The sequence below is a fragment of the Pseudomonas alliivorans genome, assembly GCF_017826695.1.
GTDB classification, from domain to species: Bacteria; Pseudomonadota; Gammaproteobacteria; order Pseudomonadales; family Pseudomonadaceae; genus Aquipseudomonas; species Aquipseudomonas alliivorans.
Map to the genome: position 1 here is coordinate 65,114 of NZ_JAFFZW010000010.1, position 18,996 is coordinate 84,109.

General features: G+C 57.3%; 19 protein-coding genes. 9 read left to right on the forward strand and 10 right to left on the reverse strand.

The genetic code is table 11. From position 1 onward, the window contains the following. Window positions 1-65: 65 nt before the first annotated feature. A complete protein-coding gene (locus JTJ32_RS22075) occupies window positions 66-920 on the forward strand; it encodes a LysR substrate-binding domain-containing protein (RefSeq protein WP_204955266.1) in 855 nt (284 codons plus the stop codon). On the opposite strand, the gene JTJ32_RS22080 is transcribed toward JTJ32_RS22075, so the two are convergent. Next, window positions 910-1,656, reverse strand: coding sequence for a sulfite exporter TauE/SafE family protein (locus JTJ32_RS22080; RefSeq protein WP_210043278.1), 747 nt, complete (start codon window positions 1,654-1,656; stop codon window positions 910-912). The genes JTJ32_RS22075 and JTJ32_RS22080 overlap by 11 nt on opposite strands. 202 nt (window positions 1,657-1,858) lie before the next feature. Here JTJ32_RS22080 and JTJ32_RS22085 point away from each other — a divergent pair, with 202 nt between their 5' ends. From JTJ32_RS22085 to JTJ32_RS22100, 4 genes are all read left to right on the forward strand, one after another. Continuing rightward, window positions 1,859-2,332: a MarR family winged helix-turn-helix transcriptional regulator gene (locus JTJ32_RS22085; protein WP_099229195.1), complete on the forward strand. Its 474-nt coding sequence runs from the start codon at window positions 1,859-1,861 to the stop codon at window positions 2,330-2,332. A 145-nt stretch (window positions 2,333-2,477) separates the two neighbouring features. After that, complete coding sequence (locus JTJ32_RS22090; protein ID WP_210043280.1) at window positions 2,478-4,571, forward strand: TonB-dependent receptor; 2,094 nt, start codon at window positions 2,478-2,480, stop codon at window positions 4,569-4,571. Between the two features lie 333 nt (window positions 4,572-4,904). Beyond that, entirely contained in the window at window positions 4,905-5,324 is a 420-nt protein-coding gene (locus JTJ32_RS22095) for an organic hydroperoxide resistance protein (RefSeq protein ID WP_210043282.1), read from the forward strand. A gap of 24 nt (window positions 5,325-5,348) precedes the next feature. Continuing rightward, complete coding sequence (locus tag JTJ32_RS22100; RefSeq protein ID WP_099229198.1) at window positions 5,349-6,368, forward strand: alpha/beta hydrolase; 1,020 nt, start codon at window positions 5,349-5,351, stop codon at window positions 6,366-6,368. A gap of 78 nt (window positions 6,369-6,446) precedes the next feature. Here JTJ32_RS22100 and JTJ32_RS22105 read toward each other — a convergent pair whose 3' ends face one another. Further along, window positions 6,447-7,016 (reverse strand): elongation factor P, encoded by a 570-nt coding sequence (locus tag JTJ32_RS22105; protein WP_003373297.1) that lies wholly within the window; start codon window positions 7,014-7,016, stop codon window positions 6,447-6,449. A gap of 99 nt (window positions 7,017-7,115) precedes the next feature. Then, window positions 7,116-8,249 carry an elongation factor P maturation arginine rhamnosyltransferase EarP gene (earP, locus tag JTJ32_RS22110; RefSeq protein WP_184320442.1) on the reverse strand — a complete coding sequence of 378 codons (1,134 nt, stop codon included), beginning with the start codon at window positions 8,247-8,249 and terminating at the stop codon, window positions 7,116-7,118. Between the two features lie 163 nt (window positions 8,250-8,412). On the opposite strand from earP, the gene JTJ32_RS22115 reads away from it, so the two are divergent. The 3 genes from JTJ32_RS22115 to JTJ32_RS22125 all read left to right on the forward strand — a co-directional run bounded on the left by JTJ32_RS22115 (window position 8,413) and on the right by JTJ32_RS22125 (window position 9,605). Then, the gene (locus JTJ32_RS22115; protein ID WP_210043284.1) at window positions 8,413-8,799 is read left to right on the forward strand and encodes a hypothetical protein; all 387 of its coding nucleotides are present in this window, start codon (window positions 8,413-8,415) and stop codon (window positions 8,797-8,799) included. 3 nt (window positions 8,800-8,802) lie between these two features. Further along, window positions 8,803-9,285: a GreA/GreB family elongation factor gene (locus JTJ32_RS22120; protein WP_210043285.1), complete on the forward strand. Its 483-nt coding sequence runs from the start codon at window positions 8,803-8,805 to the stop codon at window positions 9,283-9,285. 113 nt (window positions 9,286-9,398) lie between these two features. Further along, a complete protein-coding gene (locus tag JTJ32_RS22125) occupies window positions 9,399-9,605 on the forward strand; it encodes a hypothetical protein (protein ID WP_025993849.1) in 207 nt (68 codons plus the stop codon). A 243-nt stretch (window positions 9,606-9,848) separates the two neighbouring features. Here JTJ32_RS22125 and JTJ32_RS22130 read toward each other — a convergent pair whose 3' ends face one another. Then, a complete protein-coding gene (locus JTJ32_RS22130) occupies window positions 9,849-11,126 on the reverse strand; it encodes an aromatic amino acid transport family protein (RefSeq protein WP_210043286.1) in 1,278 nt (425 codons plus the stop codon). A 316-nt stretch (window positions 11,127-11,442) separates the two neighbouring features. Between JTJ32_RS22130 and JTJ32_RS22135 the strand changes: the two genes are divergently transcribed. Beyond that, complete coding sequence (locus JTJ32_RS22135; protein ID WP_184320452.1) at window positions 11,443-12,063, forward strand: TetR/AcrR family transcriptional regulator; 621 nt, start codon at window positions 11,443-11,445, stop codon at window positions 12,061-12,063. 55 nt (window positions 12,064-12,118) lie between these two features. On the opposite strand, the gene JTJ32_RS22140 is transcribed toward JTJ32_RS22135, so the two are convergent. The 6 genes from JTJ32_RS22140 to JTJ32_RS22165 all read right to left on the reverse strand — a co-directional run bounded on the left by JTJ32_RS22140 (window position 12,119) and on the right by JTJ32_RS22165 (window position 18,974). Then, window positions 12,119-12,451: a ComEA family DNA-binding protein gene (locus JTJ32_RS22140; RefSeq protein ID WP_210043287.1), complete on the reverse strand. Its 333-nt coding sequence runs from the start codon at window positions 12,449-12,451 to the stop codon at window positions 12,119-12,121. Between the two features lie 159 nt (window positions 12,452-12,610). Next, a complete protein-coding gene (locus JTJ32_RS22145) occupies window positions 12,611-14,605 on the reverse strand; it encodes a polysaccharide biosynthesis protein (protein WP_210043288.1) in 1,995 nt (664 codons plus the stop codon). Window positions 14,606-14,703: 98 nt separating this feature from the next. Further along, on the reverse strand, window positions 14,704-15,720 hold the full coding sequence (locus tag JTJ32_RS22150) for an MraY family glycosyltransferase (protein ID WP_210043289.1): 1,017 nt from the start codon (window positions 15,718-15,720) through the stop codon (window positions 14,704-14,706). Continuing rightward, a complete protein-coding gene (locus JTJ32_RS22155) occupies window positions 15,713-16,690 on the reverse strand; it encodes a UDP-glucose 4-epimerase family protein (RefSeq protein WP_210043290.1) in 978 nt (325 codons plus the stop codon). Before JTJ32_RS22155 ends, JTJ32_RS22150 begins: the two co-directional genes overlap by 8 nt. Before the next feature lie 212 nt (window positions 16,691-16,902). Then, window positions 16,903-18,324 (reverse strand): MBL fold metallo-hydrolase, encoded by a 1,422-nt coding sequence (locus tag JTJ32_RS22160; RefSeq protein ID WP_210043291.1) that lies wholly within the window; start codon window positions 18,322-18,324, stop codon window positions 16,903-16,905. 401 nt (window positions 18,325-18,725) lie between these two features. Beyond that, window positions 18,726-18,974, reverse strand: coding sequence for a lipopolysaccharide assembly protein LapA domain-containing protein (locus JTJ32_RS22165; protein WP_210043292.1), 249 nt, complete (start codon window positions 18,972-18,974; stop codon window positions 18,726-18,728). Window positions 18,975-18,996: the final 22 nt, after the last annotated feature.

Below are 18,996 nucleotides of genomic sequence, written 5' to 3' on the forward strand. Positions count from 1 at the left end.
AGCGTTCAGGCTTAAGATCAGCGTGAAGAATGTTTCTTGAGCAATCCATCCGGGAGATTGATGTATTGGCCAACTACCCGAGCATCGACACCGAACTGCTGCGCACCTTTGTCGCCATCGCCGACCATGGCGGCTTCACCAAGGCAGGCGACGCGGTCAATCGTACTCAATCAGCGGTCAGCATGCAGATGAAGCGGCTGGAGGAGGACATCGTCCAGCGCTCGCTGTTTCGCAAGGACGGCCGCACCTTGAGCCTGACAGCCGAGGGCCAGGTGCTGCTCGGCTACGCGCGGCGCATCCTCAAACTGCACAGCGAAGTGTTCAACACGTTGCGCGAGCCGCACATGGTAGGCGTGGTCAAGATCGGCTCGCCCGATGATTACGTGATGCGCTTCCTGCCCGGCATCCTGTCCCAGTTCGCGCAGGCCTATCCATTGGTTCAGGTCGAAGTGCATTGCGAGCCATCGGACATGCTGCTCCAGCGTCACGACCTGGACCTGACCATCGTGACGCGTCAGCCCGGAAACGAGATCGGCCAGTTGCTGCGACGCGAGCATCTGGTGTGGGTCGAGGCCGATGGGCATGCACCCCACGACCAGACGCCCATGCCGCTGGCGATGTTCAACACACATTGCTTTTGTCGGGAATGGGCCTGCAACGCTCTGGACACCATTGAGCGCGAATACCGGATCGCCTACAGCAGTGCCAGCATGTCGGCGATCATGGCGGTGGTCGGTGCCGGGCTGGCAGTCACGGCACAGTTACAGAGCCTGATCACGCCGGATCTGCGTGTGCTTGGCGAAGCGGAAAACCTGCCGCAACTGCCGGTCGCCAGCGTGGTGCTATTGCGCAACACGAAAAACCCTTCGCCCATCACCGAATGCATGGCCGACTACATTGCCGAGGGCTTCAGACTTTGAGCGCGAGGATCACCGCGCACAGCACCAGAAATACACAGAACATCAGGCGCAGGGTCCGCTCCGGCAGAGAATGCGCCAGCTTCACGCCCCAACTGATACTGGCCAGCCCGCCAATGGCCAGCGGCAGGCCGATCGACCAGTTCACATGATCATGCAGTGCATAGGTCACCAGAGTGATGCCCGTACTGGGCGCGGCCAGAGAGAGCGCCAGACCTTGCGCCACGACCTGAGTGGCGCCAAAGGCACTGGTCAGAATCGGCGTCGCGATGACCCCGCCACCCACCCCGAACAGGCCGCCCGTGACGCCGGAACCGACGCCCAGCATCCACAGTCTGTTCTCATGACGCAGTTGGGTGTTTACCTGCCCCTTGCGCCAGAACATCTGCGCAACGTTGAACCCGGTCAGGACGACCAGAAAGCCGATGAACCCCAGCCGCATTCCCTGGGGATCGAGGCGAACCGCCAGCAGTGAGGTCAGCCAGGCGAAGATGAAACTGGGGATGATCAGCATCAAGGCGTTGCGCAGCAGAATCCGGTTGCGCTGGTTGTAACGCCACAACGCGAGCAACACATTGGGCAAGACCATCAATAAAGCGGTGCCCTGTGCCAGTTGCTGATCCAGTCCGAACAGCACGCCCAGCGCAGGAATCGCCACCAGACCACCGCCGATTCCAAAGAGCCCGCCCAGCGTGCCCATTGCCGCTCCCAACAACACAAACATTACAACGTCGATCACGCCACATCCCCAACCAGTCAATGGCCAAATGCTACGCAGTCTTGAACGCGACGCAAACAACGAAAACAGGTAACGCTACTTTTTTCTGGGTACTGCAAGCCGTTGCGTGCACAGCGCTCTGGAACACATCAGTGGAATTATCTGGCGCATTAAAGATCGCAACACTAAATTAAGCCTCCTTCACAACGCACGAGGACCTCCCATGGACGCCGACGCCAGCACCAACCCCAACGCTTCCGCCGATTGCGACTCGCTGCTGCTCGATAACCAGTTGTGCTTTGCCCTGTATTCCACCTCGCTGATGATGACCAAGGTGTACAAACCCTTGCTCCAGGCGCTGGGGCTGACCTATCCGCAATACCTGGCGATGATGGTGCTGTGGGAGCAGGACGGTCTCACTGTCGGCGATGTGAGTACCCGTCTGCTGACAGATCCGGGCTCGCTGACGCCGTTGCTCAAACGCCTGGAAGGTGAAGGCCTCATCAGTCGCACGCGCAGTAAGGAAGACGAGCGTGTGGTGCTGCTGCACCTCACCGAACAGGGCCGTGCTCTGCAGCAGAAAGCCACGACCGTACCCGGATGCATTCTGTCCGCCAGCGGCCTGAATATGGATCAGTTGCGCGAGTTACAAGGCAAGCTGCTGGGTCTGCGCGGGCATCTGCATGACAGCCTGTGAAGGGCATCGGACCGAAGCGTAACGAATTTGAAACATGCCGATACAAACACAGCATTAGCACAATCAGGAATACTTAGCACAAGCAAATAGCAAGCATTACCATTCGCATCCTAAAAATCATAACCCCACCTGGATGCGCATCTTCATGCCTGCCCCTCTGCGTCTCAAACCTGCTTCGCTCGGATTCTCCATTCTGCTGGCCGGCGGTTACGCCTGCGCTGCGCCCACGACGCTGCCGGAACTGTCGATCACTGCAGACACACAGACCGATGATCCCCGGGTCAAGGAAGTCAGCACCGCAACACGTACTTCGACTCCGGCGCGCTATGTGCCGCAGGCCATCGACTCGGTAAAGACTTCCAGCGTCCTGGATTACGGCACCAATGATCTGGGCACCGCACTCAGCGGCCTTCCCAACGTCAGCAGCGCGGCGGACACGCGCTTCGACGGTCTGCGGATCAGGGGCTTTGACGCCAGCAATGATTTCTATCTGGACGGTATTCGCGACGACAGCCAGTACGTAAGGGATCTGCACAACATCGAGCGAATTGAAGTGCTCAAAGGACCAGCAGCCGTTCTGTACGGCCGTGGCAGTCAAGGCGGCATTGTCAACCGGGTCAGCAAGGCGCCTCAGGCCGGCAGGCGCTCCACGCTTGAAGCGCAGACTGGCAGCGAAGACCTGCGCAGTCTTTATGCGGACCTGAGCGCCGACCCGAGCGAGAACATCAGCTTGCGCCTGAACATGGGCAATCAGGACAGCAACAGCTTTCGCGATGATATTTCCAGCACCCGACAACTCTTCGCACCTTCGATCAGCTGGCAACTGACGCCCGCATTGAACTGGCTGGTGCAATACGAATACAGCCGCTACGACCGAACGCCAGATCGTGGTATTCCCGGTGTCGGTGGACGCCCTGCCGATGTGCATCGTGGCACGACTTACGGCGATGACCGCGATGACATCGACGACAGATCGCAATCGTTGCGCTCAAAACTGAGCTATGAAATCAGCGCCAACTGGCAACTGCGTCATACACTGGGCGTGTTCAAGCTCGACAGCGATTTCGATAATACGTACCTGACCGGCTACGACCCGAGAACCCGGAATGTCACCCGCCAGCACTGGCAGCAGGATCTCACCACCCGCAACATCTTCAATAACCTTGAACTGGAAGGCGTCGTGGAGACCTTGGGCCTGGAGCATCGGCTGCTGACCGGCGTGGAACTCGGCAGTCAGCGTCGCGACCCGACGCTGTATACCGCCGCAACGACGGGGGCCGGAGCACGACCGGTTCCTGCGCTCGACCTGTTCAAGCCTGATCGCAACCTGAGCCACACCGGGCGGATGATCGTATCCAGCGACAACCACACCGAGGTCGAGAGCCGTGGTCTTTACGTGCAGGATCAATTGCGCCTGAACGATCAATGGCAAATGCTCGGCGGGCTGCGTTACGACCGCTTCGACGTGGAAACCACCAACCAGCTTCGCGGCGTCAAGGATCAGCGCGACAGTCATAGCACCAGCCCACGCGCAGGTGTGGTCTGGACGCCCCTGCAGGATCATTCGTTCTACGCCTCGTGGACCAAGACATTCTCGCCGGTCGGCGGTGGTCTGATCGGCATTACGCCAGGCGCTTCAGGCAACGCCAACGACCTGAGCCCGGAGATGACCCGGCAGAAGGAAATCGGTGTCAAAAGCGACTGGCTCAACGAGCGCCTGAGCACCACGCTGGCGGTCTACGAACTGGAACTGTACAACCGTCGCACCACAGCCCCGGTGAACCCGACCATCACCCTCCTGACCGGCCTGCAGCGCTCACGCGGAATCGAGCTGACGGCCACGGGCCAGTTGGCCGGCAACTGGTACATGCGCGGCGGCATCGGCCTGCAGGATGCGACAATCGTGGAAGACGACAATGGTCTTGAAGGCAATCGCGTCAGCAACGTAGCGCGGCGCAATGGTAGCGTGTTCCTGACCTGGAAACCGCAGATGGGCTGGTACGCCGAGACCGGCATGACGCTGGTCGGCGAGCGTTACGCGGATAACCAGAACACCACGGTGCTGCCGGGCTACGGCCGCTGGGACGCACTGGCAGGGTGGCGTCAGAAAGACTGGGATGTGCGTGCCGCGCTCAACAACCTGACGGATCGCACCTATTACAGCTCGGCCACCAGTGCAGGCCAGATTCGCGTCGGCGATCCACGCAATCTGGTGGTGACCGGAACTTACAGCTTCTGAGTACAGCACCTCTTCCTGATCGTGGCCATCCTGCGTGCTCAGCGTTATACGCATGCCCTGCTGCAATCACCGGCCTGTGGAAGGCATTCAGTCAGACGCTTTGATGATTGTTCCCACGCTACCTCGTAACGCCCCCGGAACGCTCCGCGTCCATTCTTGAGTGTGATGCGGAGCGCCCATCTGTACCCGCTTCTCACCTGCCCTTTCGCTCGCATCCCCATTCTTTTCAAAAATTAACTTGCGCGCAAAGTATTGCCGGGCTACATTCAATTCGCGATTAGTTAGCGCGCAAGTATTTTGCGCATAAATTCAAATTGATTGAGGACAGACCCCATGAACGCTCTCTACACCGCAGTTGCAACCGCCACGGGTGGCCGTGATGGCCGTGCTGTTTCCAACGACAGGATTCTCGATGTCAAACTCGCGACCCCGAAAGAACTCGGCGGTGCAGGCGGCGAAGCGACCAACCCTGAACAGCTGTTTGCCGCCGGTTACTCGGCCTGCTTCATCGGCGCCCTGAAGTTTGTCGCTGGCCAGAGCAAGCGCAGCATTCCGGCCGATGCGTCCATCACCGCCCATGTCGGCATCGGCCAGATCCCCGGTGGTTTCGGTCTGGACATCGACCTGCACATCAGCCTGCCCGGCCTGGAACAGGCCGACGCTCAGCAATTGGTCGATGCCGCTCACCAGGTCTGCCCTTACTCCAACGCCACCCGCGGCAACGTCGATGTGCGTCTGCACGTCACCGTCTAAACCAGTCGTTCAAAGGAATCGAACATGAAAACCTTCAGCAAAGTCTTGACCGGTACCTTGCTCGCCCTGTCTGTCAGCAGCGCATTTGCCGCAGGCGATTCGGGTGTTGAACACAACACCCAGGCGTTCCTCGATGCCCTGAACGCGGGCACTGGCAAACCCATCGAGCAGCTTTCGCCCCAGGATGCCCGCGCGGTATTGGTCGGCGCTCAATCGGGTGTGAAACTGACCCTGCCCAAGGCCGATGTCAGCGAGAAGACCATCAAGGTCGACGGGCAGTCCATCAGCCTGAATATCGTGCGCCCTGCAGGTGTCAAAGGGACTTTGCCGGTCTTCATGTTCTTCCACGGTGGCGGCTGGGTATTGGGCGACTTCCAGACCCACGAGCGACTGGTTCGGGATCTGGTAGCAGGCTCTGGGGCAGTGGCGGTATTCGTCAATTACACGCCTTCGCCTGAAGCGCACTACCCGACCGCCATCAACCAGGCCTATGCCGCCACTCGCTGGGTGGCCGAGCACGGCAAGGAAATCAATGTCGACGGCAAGCGTCTGGCCGTGGCCGGTAACAGTGTCGGCGGCAATATGGCGGCAGTCGTGGCGCTGATGGCCAAAGAGAAAGGGACACCGGCGTTGCGTTATCAGGTGCTGCTGTGGCCGGTCACCGACGCCAACTTCAACACTGCGTCCTATGACCAGTATGCCGAAGGCCACTTCCTGACCCGCAACATGATGAAGTGGTTCTGGGATAACTACACCACCGACGCTGCGCAGCGTAACGAGATCTACGCATCGCCGCTGCGGGCCACGACCGAGCAGTTGAAAGGCCTGCCACCGGCGCTGGTTCAGACAGCCAGTGCCGATGTACTGCGCGACGAAGGCGAAGCCTATGCCCGCAAGCTGGATCAGGCTGGCGTGCCAGTGACCGCCGTTCGCTACAACGGCATGATCCACGATTACGGTCTGCTCAACGTTGTCAGTCAGGTTCCGGCGGTTCGCTCTGCGATGCTGCAGGCGTCCGAAGAACTGAAAACACACCTGAAGTAACAGCCTCGGTCAAATCACAGGCAAAAAGAAACCCGCATCGCTGCGGGTTTCTTGCGTAACGGGGTTACAAAACCGTGCTTACTTTGCACGGCCTTTGTAGGAACCACCTTCACGGGTATCGATTTCGATCATGTCACCGATTTCGATGAAGTCAGCAACGCTCAGCTCGGTGCCGTTCTTCAGTTTGGCAGGCTTCATGACCTTGCCGGAAGTGTCGCCACGCGCCGAACCTTCGGTGTAGTCAACCTGACGCACGATGGTGGTCGGCAGTTCTACGGAAACCAGACGCTCGTCGAAGAACACCGCTTCACAAACGTCGGTCATGCCTTCTTCAACGAAAGGCAGAACGCTTTCGATGTCTTCGGCGTTCAGCTCGTACATGGTGTAGTCAGTGGTGTCCATGAACGTGTAAGTGTCGCCGCTGATGAAGGACAGGGTCGCTTCCTTGCGGTCGAGGATCACGTCGTCCAGTTTGTCGTCAGCGCTGTAAACGATCTCGGTCTTGTAACCGGTCAACAGGTTCTTCAGCTTGGTCTTCATGATCGCGCTGTTACGACCGGACTTGGTGAATTCAGCTTTCTGAACCAGCCAAGGATCGTTTTCCAGACGGATCACAGTACCGGGTTTCAGCTCTTTACCAGTTTTCATTGCATATATCCGAATTTGGATTGAATTAACCAAAGGCTCTGTACGAGAAATGGCCTGCGCAGGCACTTTTCGTACAGAGCCTTACATCAAGGCCGCGTATCATAGCGAATTTCCATAAAACTGCACCAGCGCTGCCGCAAGATCAGTCCGGGATGCCTGTTCGTCACACCACTGTTCGGCATGCCGTTCGACTTCGGGCCAGTGGTTCATGAGCGACTGCCAGCTTTCACTCAGTGGCTGACTGGCATTCCACGCCTGCCAGAACGCATCGAGCGCCTGACCGGCGGCGGGTGAAAGCCCAGCCAGATAAAGCTCGAGAAAGGCGTCAAGCTTGGGCAGATGAGCGTCGCCTTCCTGTTGATAGATGTGCCACAGCATCGGCCGGCCTGCCCACTGTGCTCGCACGAATGAATCCTCGCCGCGCACCACATTGAAATCGCAGCTCCACAGCACTCGGTCGTAATCCTCCTGCCTGACGAACGGTAGCACCTGGACAGTCAGCGAGCGTCGTTGCAGCACATCGCCGACCTGAAGGTGATCAACGCCCAGCCACTGCTGCAGGTCACCCAGAATGCGTCCTTCAGGCACCAACAGATGGGTGGCATCTGAACCGCTGGCAAGCGTATCCAGCCAACTGCCTAGCGCCGGGTTCTCGTAGGCGAACACCGAGATCAGACGCGCATCGACCCGGGGTTCGACGCCCAGGCGGGAAAGAAAATCCAGACGCGCCTTGCTGTCGAGCTGAAAGACCCGACGCTGCTCGATCAGACGGCTCTCACGCAGCAGGCCGCCGGTGGTGTCACGAAAACCGGGAAAGAAAAAGAATTTCTTCAGACCGCTGGACTGCAGAGATGGCAGGCCGTGACAACCCGTGACCCACTCTTCGGCACTGAGGTAATCGAGATTCAGCCACACCGGACGTGGCGAGCGTTGCAGCATCGCGTCGGTGTAGGCCCCCGGCAGACGGCACGCAAACGCCTCGATCACGCCTTCCGGGATATCCGTACTCACCCACTCCTTTGGCCAGAGACAGACCTCCACACCGTCGTGCCATTGTTGCTCGACATGAACATCCGCCTGAGGACACAGGCGAGCGAATGCCGGCAAATCGTCGATCCATAATCGTATCTTCAGCCCGTGCTCGGCGACCAGTTGGCGAGCCAGTCGCCACGTCACGCCGACGTCGCCGTAGTTGTCGACGACGCTGCAAAAAATGTCCCAAGAGGCTTTCATCCCGGCTCCCTGAGGCAGAGTAATAAAAAAGTGATTGTCCTTCAGAACGACCCGCCTGCACCAGACTGGAGCCCTTATCGGATATTCGCCGGATGCACGATTGTCATCCACACTCTTCAGGCATGGCACAATCACACTGTGCCTTCTCGCCAGGAATCCAGCCATGCCGTCTCACATTCGCCGTCACGAACTGTCTGCCTCCGTGAAGTTGATCATCTGTATTGCCCTGGGCATCTGGCTCGGTGCGATGGCGGTGGTACTGACGGGCTGGCTGGTCTACAAAAGCCTGCCCCCGGCGCAGACCGTGGCACTTGAAAAGGCCGCTACGCAACTGACGGCACCGCCCACGCCACAGGTGGAACCGGAAACGGCCATGTTTCGTAAATACGAGCAAAGCCTGCGCGAAAGCGAGGCACGCCAGGCGCGCGAGCAGGTTCAGGAACAACAGCAACGCAACTTCAGCCGTTCCAAATGCGATTTCTGGATGCAGCAGGATCGCACCGCGCCGAGCGAAAAAAGCCGCGCAAGCATCAATGAATACTGCGGATAACCCATGAACAAGCAGGACGTCTTGCACCACATCACCGAGAAACTGAAAGTCGATCTGGACATCGCGCAACGAGCCGCCCAGACCGCTCATGAAGCTGCGACACACGAAGAAAACATCGCCGAAAACAAGTACGACACACTGGGACTGGAAGCCTCTTACCTTGCTGCCGGTCAAGCCAGGCGAGTCGAGGAAATTCGTCAGTCGCTCAAGCGCTATGAGGGCTGGTCGCTAAAAGCGTTTGATGAATCACGTGGTATTCAGGTTGGTGATCTGGTGATGATCGAAAACGATGCGGGCCAGGTTCAGTCTCTGTTTCTGGGGCCTGATGCTGCGGGGCTGAAGGTCCGGATGGACGAACAGCTGGTCACCGTTATCACCACGTATGCGCCGCTGGGCCAGCACTTGCTGGGCAAGTCCGAGGATGACGAGGTACAGATTGTCATCAACGGTAGCCAGCATCGCTTCGCGATTACCCGAACCCTGTAACCCACTCGGCTAACAGGGTTGATCACGCCAAGTTTTTATGGGTAAGGTGGCAACGTCGCAGCACTCGGGGCTACATCAAAGCAAGCAAGGACTCAAACCCAAGGAGATTTTTCATGACGAACGTCATTGCATTCCCTGACGCCCATGAACGTGATCGCCTGAAGTCCAGTCAAGATCCGGCGTTGAGGTACCTGAATAAAAAAGAGCGACTGCTGATCGACCAGTTGCGTTCGACCAGCCACGCGGGACGTCAGTACGTGTACGACTACGCGAGCATCATGCACCTGTCCAGACCTCTGCACCCGGAGCCTGTCGACTGACCGCATGACGCTCGACTGACGCGCAACGCATTTATTTACAGCGTTCGGGGCATCCGCAATGGAGCCCCGGGCATCCCTACAAGCCCCGGAAAACGGGCACTGCGCACCCGGCACTTCCAGCCTGGATCCACGCCGGGCCGTTCCTTATCGAATTATTTAATTGCGACCATCATCGACAGGTTATTACGCTCATCATCAAACGAAGGGCGCAGATGACTGCGCCGTTCCCGTCCAGGCCGATGACTATTGAACCAGCGAATAGACCAGTGCGGTGATGGCGACTACGCCAGCAGCCACAACGAAGACGTTGGACAGCTTGCCTGCGTATTGGCGCATGGCGGGTACCTTGTGGATGGCGTACATCGGCATCAGGAACAGCAGCGCCGAGATGACAGGGCCGCCAAGTGTCTCGATCATGCCCAGGATACTCGGGTTCAGCGTCGCCACAATCCAGCACACCACCAGCATGAACGCAGCGGTCACGCGATCCAGCACCTTGGGCGCGGGACGACGACCCGTCTTGACGATCAGACCTTTCAAGCCTTCGCTGGCGCCGATGTAGTGGCCCAGGAACGACTTCGAGATTGCCACGAAGGCAATCAGTGGCGCGACGAATGCGATGGTCGGATTACTGAAGTGATTGGCCAGGTAGGACAGAATCGAAATGTTCTGGGCTTTGGCTTCGGCCAGTTGAATCGGCGACAGGGTCAGGACGCAACTGAACACGAAGAACAGCACCATCACCACCATCAGACCATGAGCACGCGCCAGAATCTGCGAGCTGCGGACTTCCGCGTTTTCCCCGTACTGACGTTTCTGGTCAACCGCGAAGGCCGAAATGATCGGGGTATGGTTGAAGGAGAACACCATCACCGGTATGGCCAGCCACAGCGTGGGCCAGAATGCCGAAGCGTCGGGCAATGTGGTTGCGGTGCTCAGAATGCCGCCGGTCCAGTGCGGAATCAGGAAAACGGCGAGGAACAGCAGCGCCACGATGAAGGGGTAGACCATCAGGCTCATGGCCTTGACGATGAATCGCTCTCCGCAGCGCACCACGGCCAGCAGGCCGACGATCAACAGCAATGCCAGAATCGCACGCGGTGGCGGTTCCAGGTGAAGCTGGTGCTCAAGGAAGCTGCCTACTGTGTTGGTGAGCGCCACGCTGTAGATCAACAGGATCGGAAAGATTGCAAAGAAATACAGCAAGGTGATCAACGCGCCGGCAGCCTTGCCGAAATGCTGCTCTACCACTTCGGTGATGTCGGCGCCTTCACGGCCAGACAATACAAAACGCGTCAGGCCCCGATGCGCATAGAACGTCATCGGAAATGCGAGCACTGCCAGAACCATCAGGGGCCAGAACCCACCAATGCCTGCGTTGATCGGCAGGAACAGCGTGCCTGCACCAATGGCAGTACCAAACAGGCCGAGCATCCAGGTGGTGTCGTTGCGATTCCACGCAGCGACATTCGCAGGTGTTACATCCAGACGTTCTACGACGCCATTTGCCTGATCATTCATCCGGTGGACTCTCCGTGGCCGGTTAATCAAAAAGGGAAACGCATCGAAAAAACCTGGCAGTCAGCGCTTCCCTCGAAAACAGGGGCCGGATTGTCCGGGATTACAGCGAGAAATCAACGTTTTTTGTCCGACAGTTTTGTAAACACGACGCTGCAGCAGGTACGCCGACACGACTGGAGCCATTGCCAAATCTTCCCTGGAAGCCGTGGCAAAGCCCCTGAAATGCGGACCAAAGCCACTCAAAACCTATGCTGCATCGTTTCACCTATGTATAAAGGCTCTGTAGCATTTCGGCCACTTCCTGGAGACTCGGCGCATGCGTTACGCGCTTGATCGTAAAGCTCAAACCCATCAGCGGATTGTCAAGGAAGCATCCGTACGTTTTCGCCGGGATGGCATAGGCGCGACTGGCCTTCAACCTTTGATGAAATCGCTGGGGCTGACACACGGTGGCTTCTATGCGCATTTCAAATCCAAGGATGACCTCGTTGAGCAGGCCTTGAGGCTGGCTGTCGACGAAGCGAAGGCGTTCACTCGCGAGACATTCACCGGACCGGACTCGCTGAGCGAGTTCATTGATGTCTATCTGTCCGCCCCCCACCGTGACGAATCCGGTACCGGCTGCCCGTTGCCGAACATGTGCGCCGAGCTGGGTCAGCTGAATCAGCCCAGCCCGCTGACTGACGAAATCATCGTCCACCTGCTGGACACCTTCGATGAAGCCATGCAGATCGAAAACCCCGAGCCTAAAAGCATGTTGGTCCTGTCGAGTCTGGTAGGCGCCCTGATGTTGTCACGCAGCGTGCATGACAAGCAGTTGTCGGAACATATTCTGAGTGTCACTCGTGAACATGTGAAACTGCATATCAGCACACCGGACACTGTGAGCGTGTCCGTCCAGCCCCCTGCCCCTGAAGAACGGCCGCTTAATACATGATATAAAAAACAGGCCGATGCGCTATCGGCCTGTTTTTAATTAGCACTGCGCCGTTTTACTCAACCGTCAGTTTGTCTCTGTTCTTTTCAAGAATGGACTTTCCGATGCCTTTGACTTCGATCAGTTCGTCGACCGATGTAAACTCGCCATGATTCTCACGATAGGCCACGATGGCATCTGCCTTGTTCTTGCCAACACCCGCGAGTTCCTTTTGAAAGGTTTCTGCATCGGCCTTGTTGAGATTGATCAGGTCAGCGCGCTGCTCCTGTACAGCGATTGAAGCCGGGGCTTCAACTGGGCTGGAAGTTGGCGCAGGCGCCGCACTGACAGCGACCGAGGCGCTGGTCAGCAGGGCAAACATCAGGGAAGAGAAAAAGGCGGTTCGCATAGTTAACGCTCCATAACAGTTTAAGGCAGCTTTCCGAAGCTGCGCTTGAAACTTAGGGTGAGCGTTACTTCATGTCAACGGCACTTGGCATTGCCAGTTATTACAACAATTCGATGTCTAATAAATACAGGCATCGCACTGACTTTCAATCAAGTAACATCACGTTTCGCTGCGACGCTCCTGATGCATCCAGTCGACAATCTCGCCTTCCGGCGCATAACCACTGACTGTTTCACGAAGCAACTGGCGCACGCTGGAATAGTCATCACGTTCAACGGCATCCAGCAATCGGGTCAGGCGGCCTTTCAATACATCCCAAGGCAGATAATCTTCAGTGGCGCTCATGATCATCGGGTGCTCGGTGGCCACTACGTTATCGCCAATCAGCAATTCTTCGTAAAGCTTTTCGCCCGGACGCAGGCCGGTGAACTCGATGGAGATATCCCCCTGAGGGTTTTTCTCCGAACGGATACTGAGCCCTGAAAGATGAATCATCTTCTCAGCCAGCTCGATGATCTTCACAGGCTCTCCCATGTCGAGCACAAATACATCACCGCCGTGCCCCATGGAACCTGCCTGGATTACCAGTTGGGCCGCTTCCGGGATGGTCATGAAGTAACGCGTGATCTTGGGATGAGTGACGGTCAGTGGTCCGCCGGTCTGTATCTGCTTGTGGAACAGCGGTATCACCGATCCTGACGACCCGAGAACGTTACCGAAACGCACCATGGTGAAACGCGTCTTGTTGACCTGATAAACGTTGGCCTTGTCGCCAAAGATGACCGGGGCGGTTTCACGACTGAGCGCCTGCAGTATCAGCTCGGCCAGACGCTTGGTACTGCCCATCACATTGGTGGGTCTGACAGCCTTGTCGGTGGAAATCAGCACAAAGTTCGAGACACCCGCCTGTAAAGCCGCTTGAGCAGTATTGAGGGTGCCCACGACGTTGTTGATCACCCCTTCTGCAATATTGTGCTCGACCATCGGCACATGCTTGTAGGCGGCCGCGTGGTACACCGTGTCGACCTTCCAGGCTTTCATGATCGCCAGCAGTTTGGGGTGGTTGCGCACCGACCCCAGGATGGGCAACAACTTGACGCTCAATGATTCGCGCGAGGAGCGCTGCTCCAGTTCAGACACGATGCTATAGAGATTGAACTCACTGTGGTCGAGCAGCAGCAGCTTGGTCGGACCGAGCAGCAGGATCTGCCTGCAGAGCTCGGAGCCGATGGACCCCCCAGCCCCGGTGACCAGAACGGTCTGGCCTTTGATGCAGTGCTCCAGCAGGTTGTCACGGGCTGGCACAGCGTCGCGTCCCAACAGGTCGGCGATGTCGACTTCCTGGAGGTCGTCTACCTTGACGCGTCCGGCAGCCAGATCCATGAAGCCCGGAACACTTCGCACGTGCAGCGGAAAACCTTCGAGGTATCCCAATATCTCGCGGCGTCGCCCCCGCGATGACGAAGGGATGGCCAACAGGATTTCCTGAGCGCCCGTGGCGTCGATCATTCGCTGGATATGTTTGGGCTTGTAGACCTGAAGCCCGGAAATGACTCGATTCGAGATGGACTCGTCATCGTCGATAAACGCGACCGGGTGCATCACTCGTCCCATCCGCAACGCCGCGACCAGTTGATTGCCCGCAGCTCCGGCACCATAAATAGCGACCTTCTGCAGACCGTTGTCACTCCTGGCAAAGGGCACATGCTGTGCGGCGGTAAACCAGTCGCCCAGAAAATACTGCCTCATCGCCAGACGCAGTCCGCCGATCATGACCAGGCTCAACCACCAGTAGTTGAAGATGACCGAGCGTGGCACCAGTTGCTGGTGATTGCTGTACACATAGACCATGCAGCCAAGAATCAGAGAGGAGAGCGTGACCGCCTTGATGATCGCAATAAGGGCGTCGTTTCCGAAATAACGCATCACGGCCCGGTACATCCCGAACCGGATGAACAAGGGAATGGCGGCCAGTGGCGCACTGATGAAAAGCCAGGTATGTTTTTCAAGCGGATTGATCAGTTCGTCAATCCCGAGACGGACGACGAACGACATCCACAGGGCGACCCAGACCAGAACAATGTCAGCAGCAACCTGAATTATCCGCTTCTTTCGGCGCGGCAACGCCAGCAGAGTAGTTCGCAACTTGCTCATCAATTGGTCAGTACTCCTTCGCCTTAGCCTTGATTCACTGCTGAAAAACCTTCTCGATGCAACGCTGCACGTGATAGGACACTCGATATCGAGTTTAGTTAACTCGTCTCTGCCTGACCGGCGTTGAATCGAAAGGCAAGAAGTATCAGCGGGACGTAGGCGACCATGACCCCGATGATTCCTTCCGCATCCGTCAATACGACCCACAGAGCCACAGGAAGCAGCCAGCAGACGTTGATCAGACCGACGGCCAGCGTAACGGGAAGATGGCCGCCCAGACGACGTGACGCAAACTGGTAAGCGTGACTGCGATGCGCTTCATAAACCTTCTCTCGACGTACGAGGCGGCGCAGAAGCGTAACCGTTGCGTCCACGACAAACACTCCCAACAGAATCAGCCACGCCCAGAATAGCTGAGGTGAGGCCCAGGCTGCCTGTAAAGAAAGCATTCCCAGAGCAATGCCCAGAAATCCACTGCCGGCATCACCCATGAATATGCGCGCTGGCGGGAAATTCCAATAGAGAAACCCGACAACCGATGCGGCGAGAATCAGAGGTCCCCAGAGCAACTCACCAAAACCGCTCAACGCGTAAACAAGACCAATGCCGCCACACACTGTTACCGCTTCGACGCTGGCGATCCCGTCGATGCCATCCATGAAGTTATAGAGGTTGAGCATCCAGACCAGATAGAACACCGCGCAAATCTGACCAACAACACCCAGATCGACCGTCGTACCCATGACACTGAGCGGTGCCAACCCGCCAGACCAGACCAGTGCCCACACAGCCGCCGCAAAGTGCCCCAACAAACGCCAACGGGCAGCGATATGCCCATGATCATCCATAAAGCCGATGACCGCGACCATACCGCCTGCACCGACAATTGCCATCGAGGTGGCCACAGAAATCTGCCCGGTGCCCGCCAGCACGATGATCGCGAGCAGAAAGGCAACGACGATCGCCACGCCTCCGCCCCTGGGGGTTGGAATGGAATGTGAACTGCGGGCGTTGGGAACGTCCAGCAGGCTTCTGGACAGCGCATACTTGCGAAGCAGCGCCGTCAGCAGCAGCGAAACCAGCGCAATGGTCATGATCGCAAGCCACTCAAGCATGTTTGTGTTCCAGATAGTGTCGAGCGGTCTCTTTCATCGCGTTTTCAAATCTTATGGGCGGCAGCCAATCGAGCACTTCGCACGTTCTGGAAATATCGACCTGCAGTGAGCTGCACAGCCGTTGGGAAAACTCTTTTTTTCCAAGCAGCGCCGCAGCGCAGTGCAGCATCCAGCCCGGAACGGGTATCAGCCGGGCAGGTTTGGCCAGCGCCCTGCCCATCTCTTCCAACAGTTCGGTCGTGGACAGATCGTGAGCGTCACTGACCAGAAACGTTTCTCCTGCTGCTGCCGGATGAGCGATACAGGTCACCAGAAGATCCACAAGATTGCCCAAAGCCACCAGACTGCGACGATTATTGATCGCACCCAGCGGCATCGGCACGCGTCTGTCCAGCCAACGCATCATGTTGAGAAAATTGGCCTTGACGCCCGGGCCGTAGACCAGCACCGGACGAATGATCACCACTTCCATACCCGTACGGGCGGACAACTCACGCAGGCCCTGTTCGGCCTTGTACTTGGACACACCGTAAGGGTCGGCAGGGTTACAGGTGTCTGTAGACTTGAAGGGCTGGCCTGGTGAAGTGGTTTCACCATTGACCTTGATCGAGCTGAGAAAGATGAAACGCCGGACGCCCGCCGCAGCGGCCTGCTCTGCCAGATTCAGGGTTGCCTCGACATTGGCTCGAAAATATTCCAGCTCGGGATGCGCAACCGAATCATTCAATACATGTACACGTGCCGCGCAGTGAATCACCACACTCGAGCCTTCCACGAACGAGGCCCATTCAGTGTCCGGTGAAAGGGAGCCAACGGTCACTGCATGGACACGCTCGCCGGAATTAACGTAAGGGCCGCGTACCGCAACGCGTATTGGGTATTCGGTCCTTTCGATCAACTGACGAACGAGGGCGCTGCCAACGAAGCCTGTTGCACCTGTTATCGCAACGCATGCAGCCTCATCGCTCATATCGCAACGCCTTTTCAAAGCGTGGAAATATTACTGACGCGAGACATTTTAGCAACCTTAATCACCTATAAATGCCATTTTCAAGAAAGTGCCGATGATATTGCAGCTCATCAGAATCATTGCCTTCAACGACCTGAGACCCAAAACAATTGCCATCGGCCGGACTTTCAGACTTTAAATAACACCCTAAGAGCGCGACGAATTGTCCTTGATCAGGGAATAATCAATTCAACCGCCCGCTTGCGCAACGAGTACTTGCGCTCCAGCACCTGAGCCAGGGTTTTCTTGGCTGGCCGATCTCCGTGAACCAGTCGTATCTGCGCTGGCCATTCATCCATACCGGTCACGAATGCGACCAGTCCTGCCTGATCGGCATGTGCCGAATACCCGTTGACAGTGGCGACGCCAGCCAGAATGTCAAAACGCTCTCGATCAAGCTCGACGTAACCGCCGCGCGGACCATGCGCCTGGATGGCAGCGCCCGGCGTGCCCTTGGCCTGGTAACCGACAAAGAGGACGTTGTGTCGACTGTCACCTAACATGGCTTTCAGGTAGTTGACGATGCGTCCGCCTGCACACATTCCGTTGCCCGCGATGACGATGGCCGGGCGAGCAGTACTGGTCAGGTAGTTGACGACCTGCAAGTGGCTGGCATGGCTATCCACGGTGATCAACTGCGAGAAGCCCAGAGGTGCTCTGCCCTGCTCGAGACGTTCGCGGGCACCCTCGCTCCAGTAGTCGGAGAACGACTGATAAGCCTTGGTAAACCGACTGGCCAGCGGAGAATCAAGGATGACGGGCAGTTGTGGCCAGTCCACTGTGGACACCTCATCGTTCGCAGGTTGCGCACGGGAGAGCCCTTTCCTGTGGAGAATGTCCTCCAGTTCATACAGAAGCTCCTGGGTGCGCCCCAGACTGAAGGCTGGAATCAACACGGTGCCTTTATCTTCCAGAGCCTTGTCGATCAACCGCTCAAGGCGCTGCTGGCGAGTGACGCGATCTTCATGAAGACGATCGCCATAAGTTGCCTCCAGCACCAGAACATCGGCACGCTCAGGCGGCCGGGGCGCAGGCAGGAAAGGTGTATTCGACGCACCCAGGTCGCCGGAAAACACCACGCGCTGTGAACGGTTCTCCAGCGGATAGGTGAGGTCGCATTCGATGCAGGCCGATCCCAGGATGTGACCGGCACGCTGCAGCCGGATTCTGCAATGCAGCGACTCGGTAGCGATCAGTTCGAACCAGGTGTCAAAGGGCAGCGCAATGATTCGCTTGCCGATAGCCTCGACGTGGCGGCCCACCTGCGCGGAATCATGGCCGAATTGAATGCCGAGAATGTCCTCCATGACCAGCGGCAAGAGATGAGCACTGGGTTCGCTGCAGATGATCGGCCCCTTGTAACCGCTCGCCAGCAACTCCGGAATACGCCCCACGTGGTCGTTATGCACGTGAGTCAAAAGAAGCGCCCGGATATTCGCCGGGGAAAAACCGAACCTTGCCACGTCAACAGCCTCGGCGGCCTGTTTAGAACCACAATCGATCAACAGACTGTTTACAGCATCCATGCATAACTGATGGCACGAGCCCGTCACGGTCTCGACTGCACCGTGATGCACAAGTTTGGGAAAAGACATTCAACTACCTTTGTGTAAAGGCCAGATCGTATTGCGGATGCTTTCTGGCGAGTGACTCGAGTTATGAGCCCGCACTATTCTGCGCCCGAAAATCCGGCATTCAAGCCTTGACACAAGAGGCCTCAGCGACAACAAAAAGGCTGTTTAATTAAAGATGCGGCCGGAAGTCCCGGCAAAACGGGCACATGGCGGCGCAGGTAGAAAACGTCTTACAACAAGGATGAGTATTCCATTAAAAGAAAAGAAAACTCTTACAGAGCCATAAGCAGAATCACGAGTCGCAAACACTTAATTCCGGCGACAAGAATGCTATAAGTCGGAGAATGTCGTTTTACGAAAGAACTGAAAACTGAAGGAAGCGAAAAATCGGACTGCCGGACATAGGTCCGGCGATGCCTGATTCACTCGGCCTTGATTGATCGAGTATAGAACGAGCGCTTGCGCAGACTTGCGATCCAGGCGAGAACCGGACCTATCAGCATACCCACCAGCAAGGCAAGCACGACCGGTACAGCGAAAGGGAGTTGCGGTGCCGACCAACCGAAAAGCACAAGACCGACGGGTTGCCGATTTTCCAGCACAAAAACCGTCGTGGCCAACACAATGAACAGCACAACGGCGATCAGAATGACTCGTTTGAAAAGACGCATCGGGTGATCCTTCGATTTACGA

Bases quoted from the DNA above. Each gene is read 5' to 3' on its own strand.
- JTJ32_RS22090 (WP_210043280.1), top strand. From the start codon at position 2,478: ATGCCTGCCCCTCTGCGTCTCAAACCTGCTTCGCTCGGATTCTCCATT.
- JTJ32_RS22150 (WP_210043289.1), bottom strand. From the start codon at position 15,720: ATGCTTGAGTGGCTTGCGATCATGACCATTGCGCTGGTTTCGCTGCTG.
- JTJ32_RS22145 (WP_210043288.1), bottom strand. From the start codon at position 14,605: ATGAGCAAGTTGCGAACTACTCTGCTGGCGTTGCCGCGCCGAAAGAAG.
- JTJ32_RS22085 (WP_099229195.1), top strand. From the start codon at position 1,859: ATGGACGCCGACGCCAGCACCAACCCCAACGCTTCCGCCGATTGCGAC.
- JTJ32_RS22120 (WP_210043285.1), top strand. From the start codon at position 8,803: ATGAACAAGCAGGACGTCTTGCACCACATCACCGAGAAACTGAAAGTC.
- JTJ32_RS22125 (WP_025993849.1), top strand. From the start codon at position 9,399: ATGACGAACGTCATTGCATTCCCTGACGCCCATGAACGTGATCGCCTG.
- JTJ32_RS22095 (WP_210043282.1), top strand. From the start codon at position 4,905: ATGAACGCTCTCTACACCGCAGTTGCAACCGCCACGGGTGGCCGTGAT.
- JTJ32_RS22165 (WP_210043292.1), bottom strand. From the start codon at position 18,974: ATGCGTCTTTTCAAACGAGTCATTCTGATCGCCGTTGTGCTGTTCATT.
- JTJ32_RS22135 (WP_184320452.1), top strand. From the start codon at position 11,443: ATGCGTTACGCGCTTGATCGTAAAGCTCAAACCCATCAGCGGATTGTC.
- JTJ32_RS22140 (WP_210043287.1), bottom strand. From the start codon at position 12,451: ATGCGAACCGCCTTTTTCTCTTCCCTGATGTTTGCCCTGCTGACCAGC.
- JTJ32_RS22160 (WP_210043291.1), bottom strand. From the start codon at position 18,324: ATGTCTTTTCCCAAACTTGTGCATCACGGTGCAGTCGAGACCGTGACG.
- JTJ32_RS22115 (WP_210043284.1), top strand. From the start codon at position 8,413: ATGCCGTCTCACATTCGCCGTCACGAACTGTCTGCCTCCGTGAAGTTG.
- JTJ32_RS22105 (WP_003373297.1), bottom strand. From the start codon at position 7,016: ATGAAAACTGGTAAAGAGCTGAAACCCGGTACTGTGATCCGTCTGGAA.
- JTJ32_RS22130 (WP_210043286.1), bottom strand. From the start codon at position 11,126: ATGAATGATCAGGCAAATGGCGTCGTAGAACGTCTGGATGTAACACCT.
- JTJ32_RS22100 (WP_099229198.1), top strand. From the start codon at position 5,349: ATGAAAACCTTCAGCAAAGTCTTGACCGGTACCTTGCTCGCCCTGTCT.
- earP (WP_184320442.1), bottom strand. From the start codon at position 8,249: ATGAAAGCCTCTTGGGACATTTTTTGCAGCGTCGTCGACAACTACGGC.
- JTJ32_RS22155 (WP_210043290.1), bottom strand. From the start codon at position 16,690: ATGAGCGATGAGGCTGCATGCGTTGCGATAACAGGTGCAACAGGCTTC.